This is a genomic window from Pseudoalteromonas sp. B62 (genome assembly GCF_037162565.1).
GTDB classification, from domain to species: domain Bacteria; phylum Pseudomonadota; class Gammaproteobacteria; order Enterobacterales; family Alteromonadaceae; genus Pseudoalteromonas; species Pseudoalteromonas fuliginea.
In genome coordinates this window covers 263,791-280,453 of record NZ_JARLVB010000001.1, presented here as the reverse complement: position 1 = coordinate 280,453, position 16,663 = coordinate 263,791, and the positions used below count along the sequence as shown (strand labels likewise).

General features: G+C 39.6%; 13 protein-coding genes and 1 pseudogene. 9 read left to right on the top strand and 5 right to left on the bottom strand.

Going from position 1 to position 16,663, the window contains the following annotated elements; all coding sequences use genetic code 11:
* Positions 1–35 precede the first annotated feature (35 nt).
* On the bottom strand, positions 36–791 hold the full coding sequence (udp, locus tag P4S71_RS01090) for a uridine phosphorylase (RefSeq protein WP_096794481.1): 756 nt from the start codon (positions 789–791) through the stop codon (positions 36–38).
* Positions 792–1,256: 465 nt separating this feature from the next.
* On the opposite strand from udp, the gene P4S71_RS01085 reads away from it, so the two are divergent.
* The 8 genes and pseudogenes from P4S71_RS01085 to P4S71_RS01050 all read left to right on the top strand — a co-directional run bounded on the left by P4S71_RS01085 (position 1,257) and on the right by P4S71_RS01050 (position 13,511).
* Entirely contained in the window at positions 1,257–2,366 is a 1,110-nt protein-coding gene (locus tag P4S71_RS01085; protein WP_337120883.1) for an arginase family protein, read from the top strand.
* Positions 2,367–2,454: 88 nt separating this feature from the next.
* Positions 2,455–3,135 carry a substrate-binding periplasmic protein gene (locus P4S71_RS01080; RefSeq protein ID WP_096794483.1) on the top strand — a complete coding sequence of 227 codons (681 nt, stop codon included), beginning with the start codon at positions 2,455–2,457 and terminating at the stop codon, positions 3,133–3,135.
* Positions 3,136–3,288: 153 nt separating this feature from the next.
* The gene (locus P4S71_RS01075; RefSeq protein ID WP_008134367.1) at positions 3,289–4,569 is read left to right on the top strand and encodes a hemolysin family protein; all 1,281 of its coding nucleotides are present in this window, start codon (positions 3,289–3,291) and stop codon (positions 4,567–4,569) included.
* Positions 4,570–4,877: 308 nt separating this feature from the next.
* Positions 4,878–6,046: pseudogene (locus P4S71_RS01070) on the top strand (efflux RND transporter periplasmic adaptor subunit).
* Positions 6,047–6,058: 12 nt separating this feature from the next.
* Positions 6,059–9,193, top strand: a complete 3,135-nt coding sequence (locus tag P4S71_RS01065; RefSeq protein WP_096794484.1) for an efflux RND transporter permease subunit — start codon at positions 6,059–6,061, stop codon at positions 9,191–9,193.
* Positions 9,190–10,608 carry an efflux transporter outer membrane subunit gene (locus P4S71_RS01060; RefSeq protein ID WP_337149856.1) on the top strand — a complete coding sequence of 473 codons (1,419 nt, stop codon included), beginning with the start codon at positions 9,190–9,192 and terminating at the stop codon, positions 10,606–10,608. Before P4S71_RS01065 ends, P4S71_RS01060 begins: the two co-directional genes overlap by 4 nt.
* Positions 10,609–10,704: 96 nt before the next feature.
* The gene (locus P4S71_RS01055) at positions 10,705–11,331 is read left to right on the top strand and encodes a TetR/AcrR family transcriptional regulator (RefSeq protein ID WP_096794486.1); all 627 of its coding nucleotides are present in this window, start codon (positions 10,705–10,707) and stop codon (positions 11,329–11,331) included.
* 560 nt (positions 11,332–11,891) lie between these two features.
* Positions 11,892–13,511, top strand: coding sequence for a diacylglycerol kinase family protein (locus P4S71_RS01050; protein ID WP_096794487.1), 1,620 nt, complete (start codon positions 11,892–11,894; stop codon positions 13,509–13,511).
* A 50-nt stretch (positions 13,512–13,561) separates the two neighbouring features.
* Here P4S71_RS01050 and P4S71_RS01045 read toward each other — a convergent pair whose 3' ends face one another.
* Both P4S71_RS01045 and P4S71_RS01040 read right to left on the bottom strand, forming a co-directional pair.
* Positions 13,562–13,870 carry a VF530 family DNA-binding protein gene (locus tag P4S71_RS01045; protein WP_010553962.1) on the bottom strand — a complete coding sequence of 103 codons (309 nt, stop codon included), beginning with the start codon at positions 13,868–13,870 and terminating at the stop codon, positions 13,562–13,564.
* 54 nt (positions 13,871–13,924) lie between these two features.
* Complete coding sequence (locus P4S71_RS01040; RefSeq protein WP_096794488.1) at positions 13,925–14,227, bottom strand: DUF1496 domain-containing protein; 303 nt, start codon at positions 14,225–14,227, stop codon at positions 13,925–13,927.
* A 122-nt stretch (positions 14,228–14,349) separates the two neighbouring features.
* Between P4S71_RS01040 and P4S71_RS01035 the strand changes: the two genes are divergently transcribed.
* Positions 14,350–14,583 (top strand): TIGR02647 family protein, encoded by a 234-nt coding sequence (locus tag P4S71_RS01035; protein ID WP_007582405.1) that lies wholly within the window; start codon positions 14,350–14,352, stop codon positions 14,581–14,583.
* A 33-nt stretch (positions 14,584–14,616) separates the two neighbouring features.
* Here the strand turns inward: P4S71_RS01035 and maiA are convergent, their stop codons facing one another.
* Complete coding sequence (maiA, locus tag P4S71_RS01030) at positions 14,617–15,246, bottom strand: maleylacetoacetate isomerase (protein ID WP_096794489.1); 630 nt, start codon at positions 15,244–15,246, stop codon at positions 14,617–14,619.
* A 2-nt stretch (positions 15,247–15,248) separates the two neighbouring features.
* Entirely contained in the window at positions 15,249–16,550 is a 1,302-nt protein-coding gene (gene hmgA, locus P4S71_RS01025; protein WP_096794490.1) for a homogentisate 1,2-dioxygenase, read from the bottom strand.
* Positions 16,551–16,663: the final 113 nt, after the last annotated feature.

The window sequence follows — 16,663 nt, the reverse complement described above, 5'->3', positions numbered from 1 at the left end:
TGCTTTACAATTTTATCTATTGAGTTTACTTGGTATTAATCAAGTAATACTTTAGCTGCTTCTAATACGACTGCTACAGATTTACGCTCAATTTCACCGTGGTCTACATTTGGTATTTCTTGGCGAGTACGGTTAACAAGTACGCCTGCTACACATGCTGCTTGTAAACCAAGGGCTGCACACATAGTAAATAATGTTGCCGATTCCATTTCGTAGTTCATTACGCCCAGTTTTTGCCACTCTTCGCAGCTACCTTGTAGTGATTTAGGAACGTAACCAGAATGCGTATCGTAACGCTCTTGTCCTGGGTAGAATGTATCGCTTGATGCCGTAATACCAATGTGGAAATCGATATTTAAGTTTTTACATGCTTGTACCATAGCTTGTGTTGCATAAAAGTCAGATACAGCAGGGTAGCTAAGTGGTGCAAAATGTTGGCTTGCACCGTCTAAACGTACAGACGCTTGGCTAATTAAAATTTCGCCTTCGTTAATGTGTGGCTGAATTGCACCGGTTGTACCAATACGTAAAAATTTACGCACGCCAAGTTGTGCTAATTCTTCTACTGCAATCGACGTAGATGGGCCACCAATACCCGTAGAACAAACAACCACAGAGTGGCCGTTTAGTTGGCCTAAGTAAACATGAAACTCACGAGTTTGAGCCAGGCAGGTTGGGTTGTCTAGGAATTGAGAAATACGTGCTGCACGATCTGGATCGCCCGGTACAATCGCAAGTTTTGCACTTTTAAGATCGTCAATACATAGTCCTAAGTGAAATACCTTTTCCATAGCTAAGCCTTTTTATAATAAATTGTTGTCAATCTAGCATCATTGCTAGAAACGTTTATTAAGTACAGGACGATTGTCCGTTTTATCTTAACTCCTTCAATTAAGTCTTAATAATTTTAAGGGCTAATTTGATTTATTCATCAACTATGAATATTCAATCAAGTACTAATATACGTAGCCTTGTTACGCTGTTGACATGTTCAAGCAGACATAATAAGTATCACCCAAGCGCGTAACTACGATTAAATGGATGATTACAAATTTTCATTAATATCAAATAAATTCAATGGCTTAATCTTGTAGTGAACACGTGAAAACTAACGTGTTTACTGATATTAAGCACTGACTTGTTTAGCAAAGTGACATTTATTTGAAGTTTAGGCACTTTTAGTGATTTTGCATAACTAATCAAAAGTAATCAAAACTAATTAGCTACGTACAGAATAAAAACCGAAGGAGTTTATTATGAGCACACAATTTGAAGCATTTAAAAACAAAGTTGAGCACTGTTTGTGCGCACCGGGCGATGGCGTATACACAGTAAATACTGCAAAAGAGCGCAAAGCCGCACTGCGTAATAAACTTTACGGACAAACTGAAAACGTTGATAACTTGTGGCGCGAGTCTTTAAACGAATTACCAAGCTCACCACATAAAGCCGTTATGTTAGGTATTAGTTCAGACTGTGGCGGTGGGATTTTACGCGGCGCAAACTGGGGGCCATTGTTTGTGCGCTCAGCTTTAATTGATCAGCAACCGCAGTGTCATTCGTTTGATTTAGGTGATGTTCGTGTAATTCCACATTTACTTCATGACAAATACCTAAATGATGCAACCATTTCTAATTGCCAAAAAGCCTTATATGGTGATGAAGATAACGACTATTACGTAAGCCCGTTATCAATCACTGAAGATGTCTGCGACAGTTTTTACGCAACGTTTAAAGATAAAGGATTATTTGGTATTGGTGGCGATCACTCAATTAGTTACCCACTTACTAAAGCGTACTTAAAAGCAAAACGTGAGCAAGGTAAGCGCACGGCTATTATTCATTTTGACGCGCATACCGATTTACTTGTGGAGCGCTTAGGTATTGATTTATGTTTTGGCTCGTGGTGTACACATATATTAGAGTTTTTACCGGCACCGCATCATTTAATACAATTTGGTATACGCTCAAGTGGCAAGCCTAAAGCGCACTGGGAAAGTACCTTTGGCGTTAAGCAACATTGGGCACATGAAATCATTGAGCGCGGCGCAGCAGCGGTTGCTGCCGACGCTATTGCTCAGTTAAAAGCCGATAACGTTGATGAAGTATATGTAAGCTTTGATATTGATGCGCTTGATGCCGAGTTTGCATCTGCCACAGGTACGCCAGAACATAATGGTTTAACACCACAGCATGCGCTTGATATTTTATCAGCCATTGCGGATGAGTTTCCAATTACGGGGGCTGATATGATGGAAATAGCGCCATTCACCGACAGTTCGCTTGTTGGCCAGTCTAGTTCTGAAACAACGCTCAAAGAAGGCGCTAAAATATCGGCCTTTTTAATCAACGCAATGAACAAGTAAATTGGTCGTGCTTATACACTACTAAAAACTAGCAGTTCGCAGAGCCTCAGCTATATTTATTAATATACTTATCATGGGGCTCAGTTAAATGAAGTGGTTTATCTTTTTACTGTGCGTTATCTGTATTAAGGTTAACGCCACTGAAATTACAATCGTAACGGAAGTATTTCCGGACTTTCAGTACATCAATGAAGATAACAAACTCATTGGCCGCTCTGTCGATAAAGTTCATAAAGCGCTAGAAGGTACAGGTATAAATTACACTATGTTTGCCTATAGTTGGGCCATATCGTACAACGCAACATTACGTGATAAAAACACCTGTATATTTTCGATAGTGCGACTCCCTAATAGAGAGAATAAGTTTACTTGGATAGGCGAGCTAGAAAGCTTTGACTCTGCTATATATGGGCTTAAGTCGAGAGGTATAAAGTTAAATACTCTCAATGATGCCAAAAAGTATAAAATAGCAGTACTGCGTGATAACTTTAGTCATCATTATTTGTTAGAGCGTGGCTTTAGCGAAAGTAAGCATTTATTACTTATAGATAGCCTAGACAAAATAGATAAACTTATTAGTACTCGCGACGATATTCTAGATTTTGTTGTGCTTAGTAAAAAGCAATTTGACTATCGAATTCAAGCTGAGCCAAGGCTTAAATTACTTGAACCTGTTCTGAGTTTGAATACAACACAATCCCCTTTGTACTTTGCTTGCAATATTAATATGGATCCTGCCTTAGTTACGCAATTAAAAGCTGCATTTTAAAATATTAGAACAGTAAAATAAGTGGTTTTATTAATATAACACCATGAAATATAATTACTTTAATATATTTTTAAATTTAAATTGCTGCGTTTAAAAAACCGACTATAATCAGCTGCTTTTGTTTCAAAAGCACTAACTTTTTTGGAGCGTTAAATGGGTGATTTAATCGGGATTAGCTTATTGATCTTGATCAGTGCGTTGTTTGCTATGTCAGAAATAGCAATTGCGGCGTCGCGTAAAATAAAACTGCGAGTAATGGCAGATGAAGGAAATATAAAAGCAGCAGCGGTATTAAAGCTACAAGAAAATCCAGGGGCTTTTTTTGCCATGATCCAAATAGCACTCAACGCGATTGCGATATTGGGTGGTATTGTGGGCGAGCAGGCTTTATCTCCTTATGTTGAAAGCGTGTTGGTACTATTTTATCAAGGCGCACATGTAGAGAAAATTAGCTTTTTATTTTCGTTTTTTACTATTACGTCTTTGTTTATATTGTTCGCCGATTTAATGCCCAAACGCTTAGCGATGATCATGCCAGAAGCAGTCGCTGTGAGAGTGGTGACTATAATGCGTTGGGTGACCTTTGCCTTAACCCCGTTAGTGATGTTTTTTAATGGTGTAACTAACTTTGTACTGCGCTTATTTAAAGTACCTGCAGAGCGGGAAGACAATGTAACAACTGAAGATATTGTTGCGATGATGGATGCAGGTGCTGCATACGGAAGCTTGCAAAAGCAAGAGTATGAATTAATAGGCAATGTGTTTGATTTAGAAGCGCGGTTTTTATCAAGTGTAATGACGCCACGCGACCAAATTGTCTATTTTGATTTAAACGAATCGAGTCATGATATTGCGACTAAAATTATTGATCATCCTCATAATCACTTTTTAGTGGTGTCAGGGAGCTTAGATAAGTTACATGGCTCTGTTGAATCAAAAGATATTTTACGACAAGTATTAAAAGGTGAAGCAGCCAATATAAATGATGAGTTGATTGATAAAGATGTTTTTTATTTACCCGAGACATTAAGCCTATCAGAAGCATTAAATGCCTTTAAAAGTGCAGCCAAACCGTTTGCCGTTGTTGTTAATGAATACGCTTTATCGGTCGGTATCGTTACGGTAAAAGACTTAATGAAAGGCTTTATGGGGGATTTAATAACTCACCAAGGCGATGAATTAATTATAGAACGCGATCAAGACTCTTGGTTAGTTGATGGTTTAACTCCGATTAGCGATTTAGCAAAACTGCTGGACATAGAAGAGTTTCCTGAGCAAATGCACTATGAAACCGTTGCAGGCTTTTTAATTTACAATATGAAGCGAATACCCAAGCGTGCGGAACATTTAACCTTTTCAGGCTTTAAATTCGAAGTGGTTGATGTAGAGGGTATTAGGGTAGAGCAGTTATTAGTTTCAAGAGTTATTACTTAGCATAGTGCTAATATCCTTTAAAATAAGGTGCGCTTTAGTTTTTATATAAATAGCCAAGCTGTATTTGCTTGGCTTTTTTGTGTCTGTTAAACACTTCGTTTCTAAAATGAGATATTATTTCAGTATGTTCAGTTGTTTTATATTCATACAGTCTTGATTCTATTTTCATCTAATTAACATTAAATGCAACCTAAGACGTATATTGTACTGAGGAGTGTAAGTTTGTGTAAATTTCTTCTAATTAAGATTCATTCTCAGCGCGTTTTAATTTAGAATGATCGTTCACTCTAAACTAAAAGGTATTTAACATGCAGCGTTCCCGCATCGCTTTATTTGTATTGTCCGCCCTCGTAGGTTCTGTTGCTTTAACTGGTTGTGACCAAGCAACTGAGCAGTCACAAGCTTCAGCTCCTCAAGCTGTGCCAGTGGGTGTACTCACATTAAAAAGCCAAGCGCTTACTCTCAAAAAGAACTTCCTGGGCGTATCAGTGCATTTCAAATTGCTGAAATTCGCCCACAAGTAAGTGGTATTGTGCAATCTCGTTTATTTGTCGAAGGTAAAGAGGTTAAGCAAGGCCAAGCACTGTATCAAATAGACCCAGCTACATTTGAAGCAGACCTTGCAGCAAGTGAAGCGAGCGTTGCACGCGCAGAGGCAAGCATCGCCAGCTCTAAATCAAAAGCATCACGTTACGGCGAACTCTTAAAAATCAAAGCAGTGAGTCAACAAGATTTTGACGAAGCGGATGCTGCGTACAAACAAGCAAATGCTGAATTATTAACGGCTAAAGCCCAGTTAAAATCAGCGCAAATTAACCTTGATTACAGCCATGTGTCTTCCCCTATTAGTGGCCAAATTAGTAAATCAAGCGTAACAGTGGGTGCACTAGTAAGTGCAAATCAAAGTACAGCACTTGCAACGGTGACTCAATTAGACCCAATTTATATTGATTTAACACAATCGAGCAATGAGTTGACGCAACTTAAAAAAGCGATTGCATCTGGCCGTTTAGGTATTGATGCAAACAGCCAAACAGATGTTGAATTAATAATGGAAGATGGCTCGGCGTATTCTCACAAAGGAACGTTGCAGTTCTCAGAAGTGACTGTTGACCCAAGTACCGGCTCTGTAACTTTGCGCGCTAAATTCCCTAACCCTGAAAAGCTATTATTACCAGGCATGTATGCACGTGCATCTATTGTTGAAGGCGTTAAAGCGGATGCGATTTTAGTACCGCAACGGGGTGTAAGCCGTAACAACAAAGGCGAGCCAACAGCAATGGTTGTCAGTAAAGACAATAAAGTAGAAAGTCGCGTGTTAAAAGTGGATAGAACCGTTGGTTCAGATTGGCTTGTTACTGATGGCCTAAGTGATGGCGATAAATTAATTGTAGAAGGCTTACAAAAAATTCGCCCGGGTGCGCCAGTGAGTCCTTCTGAAATTCAGTCATCTACAAAAGCTGATAAAGCGCAATAACGGAGAGTTGTAATGTCACGATTTTTTATCGACAGGCCCATTTTTGCATGGGTACTGGCAATAGTAGTGATGCTAGCAGGTATTTTGGCTATACAAAGCTTGCCAATTGCACAGTATCCGTCAATTGCACCGCCAGCAATTAGTATTACGGCAACGTACCCTGGTGCATCTGCACGTACGCTTGAAGATACGGTTACGCAAGTTATAGAGCAAAAAATGAAGGGGCTTGATGGCTTACTTTATATGTCATCAACGTCTGAATCGAGCGGTTCAGCAACGCTTACTCTTTCATTTAGTGCCGAAACAGACCCTGATATTGCACAAGTTCAAGTGCAAAATAAATTAGCGACTGCAACACCACTTTTACCTGAAGAAGTACAAAGGCAAGGTGTCGTTGTTGCAAAGTCTGCTCGTAACTTTTTGATGGTATTAGGTTTTGTGTCTAAAGATGGCAGTATGACTAACATCGATATTGGTGATTATGTATCATCAAACGTGCAAGATATTGTTTCACGTGTTGAAGGTATAGGTGAAGTGCAATTATTTGGCTCACAATACGCTATGCGAATTTGGTTAGACCCTTCAAAACTGCAAAATTACAAACTAACGCCAGCGGATATTAGCGCCTCAATTAGCGCGCAAAATGCACAAGTATCTGCGGGCCAATTAGGAGGGATGCCAGCAGTTGCTGGGCAGCAACTTAATGCAACGGTGACAGCGCAAAGTCGTTTACAAACGGCCGAGCAGTTTGAGAATATTTTAGTAAAAACAAATCCTGATGGCTCTTTTGTCCGCCTTGAGGATGTTGCACGTGTAGAGTTGGGTGGCGAAAGCTACCGTGTTGTAGCACGCTACGATGGACAACCTGCTTCGGGTTTAGGTATTAAATTGGCCAGTGGCGCGAATGCACTTGATGCAGCAGCAGGCGTTAAAGCCGCAATTGAAGAGTTAAAACCTTATTTTCCTGAAGGGTTAGATGTAGTTGTACCCTATGACACCACACCATTTGTATCTTTATCAATTGAAAAAGTAGTTCATACGCTTATTGAAGCGGTTATTTTAGTGTTTGTCGTCATGTATTTGTTTTTACAAAACTTCCGAGCAACGCTTATTCCGACCATTGCCGTGCCTGTGGTATTGCTTGGTACGTTTGGTATTTTGTACGCATTTGGTTATTCAATCAATACGTTAACCATGTTCGCGATGGTACTTGCCATAGGCTTACTTGTGGATGATGCGATTGTTGTAGTCGAAAACGTTGAGCGCTTAATGACCGAAGAGAAGCTATCGGCACTTGAAGCTACGCGTAAATCTATGGATGAAATTAAAGGCGCGTTGGTCGGTATTGCCATGGTACTTTCTGCGGTATTTATACCAATGGCGTTCTTTAGCGGCTCTACTGGGATTATTTATCGTCAATTTTCTATAACACTGGTATCTGCGATGGGGTTATCGGTTTTAGTGGCCCTAATTTTAACACCTGCATTGTGTGCAACGCTTTTAAAACCAAGCCATGTACATAACAATAACACGTTATTTGGCCGATTTTTTACAGGCTTTAACCGTGGTTTTGATAAAACAAACTCAGGTGCACAAAGTTTTGTGGGCCGTATGCTTACGCACTCTAAGCGCTATCTGCTTATTTATGGCGTGATTGTGGGCGGCATGGTTTATGTATTCTCAAGCTTACCAACGGCATTTTTGCCTGACGAAGACCAAGGTATTTTGTTTAACCAAGTGTCATTACCGGCAGGCTCTACAACACAAGAAACACTTGAGGTTGTTAAAAAAGTAGAAAACCATTTCTTAAATGATCAATCCGAAGCAGTAAACGGTATTTTTACCGTGACTGGTTTTAGTTTTGCAGGTTCTGGCCAAAACTCAGCGATTGCGTTTGTTAACTTTAAGCATTGGGATGAGCGTCAGCGAGATGATTTATCTGTTAAAGCGGTTGCAGGTAAAGCAATGGGCTACTTTTCAACAATAAAAGAAGCCTTTGTTTTTGCATTTCCACCGCCGGCAATTGTTGAGCTGGGTACGGCCAATGGCTTTACTCTCTTTTTACAAGACCGTGTTGGCCTTGGACATGATGATTTATTAGCGGCAAGAAACCAATTATTAGGTATGGCGAGCCAAAGCCCAATTTTAGCGGGCGTACGTCCAAATGGACAAGAAGACATGCCAGAACTTCAACTTGATGTAGATTTAGCTAAAGCTGAAGCACTTGGTGTTTCACAAGGTGATATAAACAGCACGCTTGCCACCGCTTGGGGTAGTAGTTATGTAAATGACTTTATAGACCGTGGTCGCGTGAAGAAAGTATACCTACAAGGTGATGCGCAATCGCGTATGGTGCCTGAGGATCTAAACAAGTGGTATGTGCGCAATGATAATGGCGACATGGTGCCTTTTTCAGCTTTTGCTAGCTCGTTTTGGACATACGGTTCACCACGCTTAGAGCGTTACAATGGTTTTTCAGCAATGGAAATTCAAGGTAGTGCAGCGCCTGGTTACAGCACGGGACAAGCAATGGATGAAATGGAGCGATTAGTTAAACAGCTGCCTAATGGTATTTCGTCTGAGTGGACCGGTATTTCATTCCAAGAGCGCTCAAGTAGTGGTCAAGCACCCTTATTATATGGCTTATCGCTGTTGTTTGTATTTTTATGTTTAGCCGCGCTTTATGAAAGTTGGTCGGTACCATTTGCGGTAATGATGATTGTACCACTGGGTATATTTGGTGCGATTATGGCGGCACTCGCTGGTGGCTTATCTAACGATATTTACTTGCAGGTAGGCTTGTTGACTACCATTGGTTTGGCATCTAAAAATGCGATACTTATTGTTGAGTTTGCGATTCATAAAATGGAAGAAGGGCTTGGTTTAGTTGATGCTGCTATTGCAGCTGTACGCTTACGTTTGCGCCCAATACTCATGACTTCGATGGCCTTTATTTGTGGTGTTTTACCACTAGCAATAGCCTCAAGTGCGGGTTCTGGTGCGCAAAATGCGTTAGGTATTTCGATTATTGGCGGCACACTCGCATCATCAATATTAGTTGTTGTATTTGTACCGTTATTCTTTGTGTTAGTTCGCCGTATATTTCCTGGTAAAACTAACGAAACAACAAAGGAGAGCGCAGAATGAGCATTAAAACATTCAGCCTAAGTGCAATTGCTTTATTGGTGCTAAGCGGTTGTCAATTAGCGCCAGAGCAAAAAGACCTTGTGCTACCAGTATCTGATGCTTATGCATCAGGTACTGCGCAAAGCGCTGCGCAGCAATTAAATTGGCAGCAGTTTTTTAATGATGAAAAACTACAAACGTTAATTAGCCAAAGTCTTGAGCATAATAAAGACATGCAAATTGCAGTGCTTAATGTGCAGCGTGTGCGTGGTTTGTATCAAATTGAAGACTCTGCTTTGTATCCGTCTCTTGATTTAAATGCATCAGGTACGCGTCAGCGCTTACCTGCTGATTTAGCGGGGACTGGCGATGCTACTATTAGCTCGCAGTACAGTGCAACAGTGGGTATTACCTCCTACGAGTTAGATATTTGGGGCAAAGTGCGTAACCAATCAGCGCAAGCCCTGCAAAATTTATACTCTACAGAGCTTAGCCAATACAGCACGCAAGTGTCGTTAATTTCAGAGTTGGCAAATGCATGGCTCAATTACGCGACGGATTTACAACTGCTAGAGCTTGCAAAAGAAACGCTCACCTCTCAGCAAGAGTCATTATCGCTTACGCAAAAAAGCTTTGATTTAGGTGCAACTTCTTCAATTACCCTTGAGCAGCTTAGAAGTACAGTTGCTACAGCAAAAGTAGACATAGCAACGTACAAGCGTTTGTTAAAGCGTGATAAAAGTGCCCTAGATTTATTAGTGGGTAAATCTGTTTCAGCTGATTTACTGCCAGATAAAGACTTGACTAACTTGATCAGCATGCCAGAAGTACCCGTTGGTTTACCGTCTGACTTGTTATCGCAGCGCCCTGATATTAAAGCCGCTGAGCATTTAATGCTTGCTGCAAATGCCAATATTGGTATTGCACGTGCGGCGTTTTATCCAAGCATTAGCTTAACAGCCAATGCCGGCTCTGCTTCAAGTGATTTAAGTGGCTTGTTTGATTCAGGCTCGGGTACATGGAGTTTTGTGCCGACAATTAGCTTACCTATTTTTAATATGGGACGTAACCAAGCAAATCTTGATGTAGCAAAAGCAGATCAAGAAATTGCGGTAGCAACGTATCAGCAAAAAATTCAAAATGCATTTCGCGAAGTTGCTGATGCACTTGCCGATAGAGAGGGCTACCAAGAGCAATTAAGTGCACTTGATATGCTTATAAGTAGCCGACAAATCACGTTTGATTTATCAAAAATGCGTTACGAAAAAGGTGCAGATAGCTACTTGCAAGTACTTGATGCTCAGCGTACATGGTACGGCGCACAACAGCAGTTAATTGCGGGTCAACAAGCGTATCTTGCGAGTCAAATTAACTTGTACAAAGCGCTTGGTGGCGGATGGAACGTAACCAGTGAAATAACTCAGGAAGAGAAATAATATATGCGGCTTTTTAAAGCCGCATTACAATTTATATGGCGAGACTATTTATAGCTCTTGCTTTACTGAGCTTATAACTTGGTAGTGGAGTTGAACATGAAGCCTAAAGCAAAAAGGCAAACTGATCCCGCGATAGCACTGGCTAGGCGTGAGCAAATATTAGCGGCTGCTGCAGAGTGTTTTCGCCGAAAAGGTTACCACGGTGCAGGTATGGCAGAAATATCTAAAACGGCAGGGATGAGTGCAGGCCATATTTATAATTACTTTGAAAGCAAAGAAGCCATTATAGAAAGCATTATTGAAAAAGATATGGAAGAAATGTTCTCTATCTTTCAAAAGTTTGAAGATCACCCCGGTGATGTTTTAGCAGCTCTTTTAGATGGCTTAAATATTGGTGTGCAACGACACATGGATACGGGCTCGTGTGTTATTGATTTAGACATGATGGCAGAAGCAGGTCGTAATATGAAAGTCGCTACTCTTTTGCGCGAAACTGATATTCAAGCAAGAGGGCGCATGAGGCAGCTTTTAACAAGCGAGCGAAGTGCGCTCAAAGACATTGATGAGCTTGAACTTGAAAGCCGAATTAATGTTATTTTTTCGATGATGGCAGGGTTATTACTCAGAAAGTTACTTTACCCTGAACTAACCGAAGAAACGGTATTAATAGCGCTTCGCCCTGCGATGAAAACATTACTGATGCCATTTGATAAAGCCCAGTAACGTTAAAAATAGATAACTAAAAGTAAGCTAGCCAATACCTTGGCTAGCTTTTTTATTTTAGCCCACAAATTTGTCCATCAGTATCTCCTTGCTCTTTTGCGCTAAAAAGAGGGCGTTGGTTACCGTTATCCACAGTGGTCCTGTTTTCTTATTATCATTGAGTAAACGTTTGAAATGGTGATTTGGAGGCAAAAATTGCTATTCAACTTGAACTTTGGTTAAGAGAATTACTAACGTATTGAACCATATTTATTTTTCTCTAACCATTTATTTTCCAGAGTTCAAGTTATTTATACTGGCTGAGTTATACGTTAATACAAGCAACAACCGTTAAGATATTGAAACTAAACATGTAGGTATAATTTATTCACATGTCTGTAAAAAGTGCACAAAGAATGAGGATACTTGAGGGAGTGTATTTTATTATTTTAAATATCAGTTGGTTAAGATATATTTTTGAGTTTTAAGTGTTTTTTATATGGCGTGATACTTGCACAAGAATTTATACAGCCGTTTAAATTAAGATTAAAAAACGGGATTATTTATAACAAGGAGAAATTATGTGGGCTGCAATTGGTTATTCACTTTTAGCACTACTGCTTATTTTTATTGGTTGGGAAGTGGACTCTGTTTATTTTGCTATTATTTTTTATTGGACTGCACTGTCACTTTTATTAGTGAGTACCGCATATATTTTTAATACTGCAAAAATATTTAGAAAACGTGAAAATGGGGTGATCCCTTTTTATATACGCTGGGCGTTTGTGCCATTTCTGCTTGGTGTACAAATCTATAATGCTTGGTCACGTAAGCGCGATAAAGTACCGCCCATTCAACAAATAAACGAAAATCTATTTTTAGCTTGCCGATTATTCCCCTCAGATATAGATACATTAAAAAGTAACGGGATCACGGCTATTTTAGATGTAACGTGTGAATTTGACGGCCTCGAATGGAGCTCTACGCAAGAAAGTATTGATTACTTAAATATTCCGGTACTCGATCATAGTATTCCTACCCATTCGCAGTTAAATCAGGCTATTAATTGGATACATCACCATATTAAAGAAAATCATCGCGTTGTTGTACATTGCGCTTTAGGGCGTGGGCGTTCAGTTTTTGTTATGGCGGCTTATTTATTGAGTCAAAATAAAAATGCAGATGTACATGAAGTGCTTGCACAAATAAAAGAAACCCGCGAAACCGCAAACTTAAATAAGCATCAGCTTCGTCATCTAGCTAAACGCCATAAAAAAGGCGAACTGCTGATTAAAAACAAAGCCGTTTTAATTGCAAACCCTGTATCGGGTACGCGATTATGGCAAGAAAAAGAGCATTTAATTGTTGCGCGGCTATCGGCTTATTACGATTTGAAAGTACTTACTACTTCAAAAGAGGTTAATGGTATTGAGCTTGCTAAACAGGCAATTGCGCAAAATCCAGATATTATAATAGCGTGTGGTGGCGATGGTACCGTAGCAGAAGTTGCAAGCATACTTGTAAATACACGATGTAAACTAGGTATCATCCCAATGGGTACAGCGAATGCACTAGCCCATGTATTAATGGGTATTAGCTCTAAATTTATTCCTGTAGAACAAGCTTGTGATTTAATTATAGATGGTCAAACAAGCCTAATAGATACTGCTTATTGCAATAATGAATTGGTATTGTTGCTTGCGGGTATTGGCTTTGAGCAGTCAATGATTGAAAAAGCAGATAGAAAATCCAAAAATAAATCAGGGCAACTTGCTTATTTGAACGGCTTTTTTCAAGCCTTTAACGAGCAAAAATCATTGTTACTTAACGTAAAGCTTGATGACAATGAACCTCAAGAAATTTGCACCAATAGCTTTATTGTGGCTAATGCTGCGCCTTTTACAACGTTATTGGCGCAAGGTGGCGGGCAACCTGATCATAGTGACGGACTACTCGATGTAAATTGGTTAACACCAAATAATGAAGATTCAACTACAGTACTAAGTATTGCAGAATTGATGTTTAGTAGTTTAACGCAAACACATTTAGCAATAAATTCGCACCATACAAATGCTAAAAGGGTCGAGGTTACAGGCGAAGGAGAGCTTAAGTACGTACTTGACGGTGAGGTTAAAACAGCTCAAAAACTGGTTATTACTATTGAACCAGCCTCATTAAATGTGATTTGCAAAGAGCAATAAATCGCGCTTGCTACAATCAAAAAAGGAGCTAAATTAGCTCCTTTTTTATATCATTTTTTAATTGATGGCCAAACAAAACCTGTAGTATCCGGCGCTTGAGAAGATGTTTCTCTTGGTGCACTTTTTGGTCTACGAATAGGTTTGTTATTTATAGTGTGAATATAAAGTGCTTCCACTTTATCGCGAGCCCAAGGCGTTTTACGCAAAAACTTTAAACTCGATTTAATGCTCGGTTGATCAGTAAAGCATTTGATTTTTACTTGCTCGCCAAGTGTTCTCCAGCCAAGTCGCTGTTCTAACTCAACAAGTATTTGTTCTAACGTTACCCCATGTAAAGGGTTTTTAGGTTGATTATCCATAGCCATACTACTTATTTAAACTGCGTGTATTGTAGCTCAAATCAGCTTTTAGCGCTAATTCACAGTGATTTTTTTAGGAGCTGTTGGGTAAATAGCATTACCTTGTTTATCTATTTTAAGCCAAATGAGTTGGCTGTTACTGTGCTGGGGTGTTTTAGCACCGCACAAAAGTGTAAATGAGTGAATTTGTATTAACGCCCCTTCGCTATAGCGTTTGTTGTCATACCAACAGTTTGATTCTTCATTTACAAACTGGTTTGCATCAATAATTGAATGGGTTTTAAGCGTTGTTGCTTCACTAAGTATTGAATACGATAAGCTGCTAAAACAAAAACATAGAATTAAAAAGTTACGCATTAGAGGCCTTTAAATAGGGGGTAAAAATAATACATTAAGCTAAAAAACGTGCTAGTGTAAAGTACACAAAGTGATTTAATTATAAACTTAGTTATTCACAGAACAATAATAAGGTGCACACAATGCAATTTAATCAAACAATGATCGAAGAATTCACACTATTAGCAAAATTCCCTCGCGACAGTAAAATGCAAGGTATTAAATTACATTCAGACGCAGAGCCAAGCTTACTTAGCGCAGCGCAACGTTTATTTGAAAAAGGGATTATAGATAGCCCAGATGGCGGATATTTAACTGATCTGGGCTTAGATTTAATTGAGCACATTACGGTTATTCATAGTGCGCTACAAAGCTAGCTAACCTGAACTCTGGTTAGTTACTGAACTAGCTTAATTTGCATCGGGTTGATTTTGCGGTGCAGCATCATTAAATGCAGCTAATTTATTACAGTGTTCGTAAATGGCTGCAATTTTTGGATAAGCGCTCATATCTACGTTAAAACGAATTGCATTAAATACTTGCGGCACTAAACAAATGTCAGCAAGTGTTGGTTGGTCACTAAAGCAGTAGTCATCATTTTCGTTTAGCATCAGTTCTATTTTTTCAAAACCAACTTCTATCCAATGTCGATACCACTTATTTTTAGCCTCATCATCAACACCTAATTCGTTCGATAAATACTTCAGCACGCGTAAATTATTAACAGGATGAATATCGCAAGCAATGGCAAAGCTTAAGTTTCTTATTTGCGACTTTTGCCACGCAGTCCCTGTAATTAATGGCGATTGCGGATAAGTTTCATCTAGCCATTCCAGTATTGCAAGCGATTGTGCTAAAACACCATTATCGGTTTCAAGTGCAGGTAGTAACCCTTGCGGATTAGTCGCTAAGTATTCTTCCCCAAGCTGCTCCGATTTTAAAAGGTTAACAATAGCAAGTTCATGATCGATTGCTTTTAAGTTAAGCGCTATACGCACTCTATAAGCCGCTGATGAGCGAAAGTAGCTGTATAATTTCATAATTAATCCTGTGAACCTGTAAATTGTTTTTTAATAGTACGCCAGCAATCGGTGTAGTTTAGTTGGCGCTCTTTACCTTCTAATGCATATTTTGTCGGTGAAATTATATAGCGCGACTCAAACATAAAGGCCAATGTGTTTTCGTATTTTTGTGGTGTAAGCTCAGCGTTTGAGGCTTTTTCAAATACGTCGGCTTCAGGTCCATGTGGCGACATACAATTGTGTAAACTTGCGCCACCAGGTACAAAACCATGCTCTTTTGCATCATACACACCTTCAATCAAGCCCATAAATTCACTCATAATATTGCGGTGATAATAAGGCGGGCGAAATGTATTTTCGGCTACCATCCAACGCGGTGGAAATATCACAAAATCGACATTTGCCATACCCTCAGTAGCAGAAGGAGAGGTTAGCACAGTGAATATAGATGGGTCGGGATGATCAAAACTTACTGTATTCATCACATTAAAACGCGATAAGTCGTATTTATAGGGGGAGCTGTTACCTGTCCATGCAACCACATCAAAAGGAGAGTGCTTAATTTCACAGCTAAATAAATTACCGTTAAATTTAGAAACAAGCTCAAAGTCACCTTCTTTATCTTCAAAGGCAGCAACGGGGTATTGAAAGTCTCTGTCGTTGGCATAACCGTTTGCACCAACAGGTCCTCGCTCGGCAAGCTCAAGAGCATGGCCATAATTTTCACAAATATAACCACGGGCTGTATCGTCAATTAAATCAACAGAGAACTTAATTCCTCTGGGAATTACAGCAATTTCACCTGGTTTAATGCTTAACTTACCGCACTCGGTGTGAATTAATAACTCACCTTGCTGAGGGACAAACAACATTTCGCCATCGGCATTGCAAAAGTAACGTCCTTGCATTGACTGATTAGCGACATATACATGAATGCCAATACCCGATTGCCCATTAGCACTGCCATTAGCTGCCATAGTTACCAAGCCATCAATAAAGTCAGTAGGCTGTGAAGGCATATCAATAGGATTCCAACGTAGCATTGTTGGTGGTGTTACGGCTTCAGTGATTGGGGCTGTTCTTATTAGGCCGTTATCAATTGCTTGGTAATCACCTTGCACTACAGATGGACGAAGGCGGTAAAACCAAGTGCGACGATTTGAAGCGCGAGGAGCCGTAAATGCAGTCGAACTAAATTGCTCGGTGTATAAATCGTATTTGACCTTTTGTGGGCTAAATTGTCCTATTGGCAGTGCATCGGGTAGCGCTTGTGTTTCAAATTCATTACCAAAACCGGTCATATAACTTAATTGTGTCGCCATTACTGACTCCTGTGAGAGAGGTTGGTTTAATATTCTTTTTATTTCAGTTAAGATACTCTCAAGTGAGACTAATATCAAATGTGCAACTACGCACCTGCGTAAATATTAATGAA

What these genes read in the sequence shown, in the direction of transcription:
- P4S71_RS01075 (WP_008134367.1), top strand. Translation starts at nt 3,289, where the DNA reads ATGGGTGATTTAATCGGGATTAGCTTATTGATCTTGATCAGTGCGTTG.
- udp (WP_096794481.1), bottom strand. Translation starts at nt 791, where the DNA reads ATGGAAAAGGTATTTCACTTAGGACTATGTATTGACGATCTTAAAAGT.
- P4S71_RS01065 (WP_096794484.1), top strand. Translation starts at nt 6,059, where the DNA reads ATGTCACGATTTTTTATCGACAGGCCCATTTTTGCATGGGTACTGGCA.
- P4S71_RS01035 (WP_007582405.1), top strand. Translation starts at nt 14,350, where the DNA reads ATGCAATTTAATCAAACAATGATCGAAGAATTCACACTATTAGCAAAA.
- hmgA (WP_096794490.1), bottom strand. Translation starts at nt 16,550, where the DNA reads ATGGCGACACAATTAAGTTATATGACCGGTTTTGGTAATGAATTTGAA.
- P4S71_RS01045 (WP_010553962.1), bottom strand. Translation starts at nt 13,870, where the DNA reads ATGGATAATCAACCTAAAAACCCTTTACATGGGGTAACGTTAGAACAA.
- P4S71_RS01055 (WP_096794486.1), top strand. Translation starts at nt 10,705, where the DNA reads ATGAAGCCTAAAGCAAAAAGGCAAACTGATCCCGCGATAGCACTGGCT.
- P4S71_RS01085 (WP_337120883.1), top strand. Translation starts at nt 1,257, where the DNA reads ATGAGCACACAATTTGAAGCATTTAAAAACAAAGTTGAGCACTGTTTG.
- P4S71_RS01050 (WP_096794487.1), top strand. Translation starts at nt 11,892, where the DNA reads ATGTGGGCTGCAATTGGTTATTCACTTTTAGCACTACTGCTTATTTTT.
- P4S71_RS01040 (WP_096794488.1), bottom strand. Translation starts at nt 14,227, where the DNA reads ATGCGTAACTTTTTAATTCTATGTTTTTGTTTTAGCAGCTTATCGTAT.
- P4S71_RS01060 (WP_337149856.1), top strand. Translation starts at nt 9,190, where the DNA reads ATGAGCATTAAAACATTCAGCCTAAGTGCAATTGCTTTATTGGTGCTA.
- maiA (WP_096794489.1), bottom strand. Translation starts at nt 15,246, where the DNA reads ATGAAATTATACAGCTACTTTCGCTCATCAGCGGCTTATAGAGTGCGT.
- P4S71_RS01080 (WP_096794483.1), top strand. Translation starts at nt 2,455, where the DNA reads ATGAAGTGGTTTATCTTTTTACTGTGCGTTATCTGTATTAAGGTTAAC.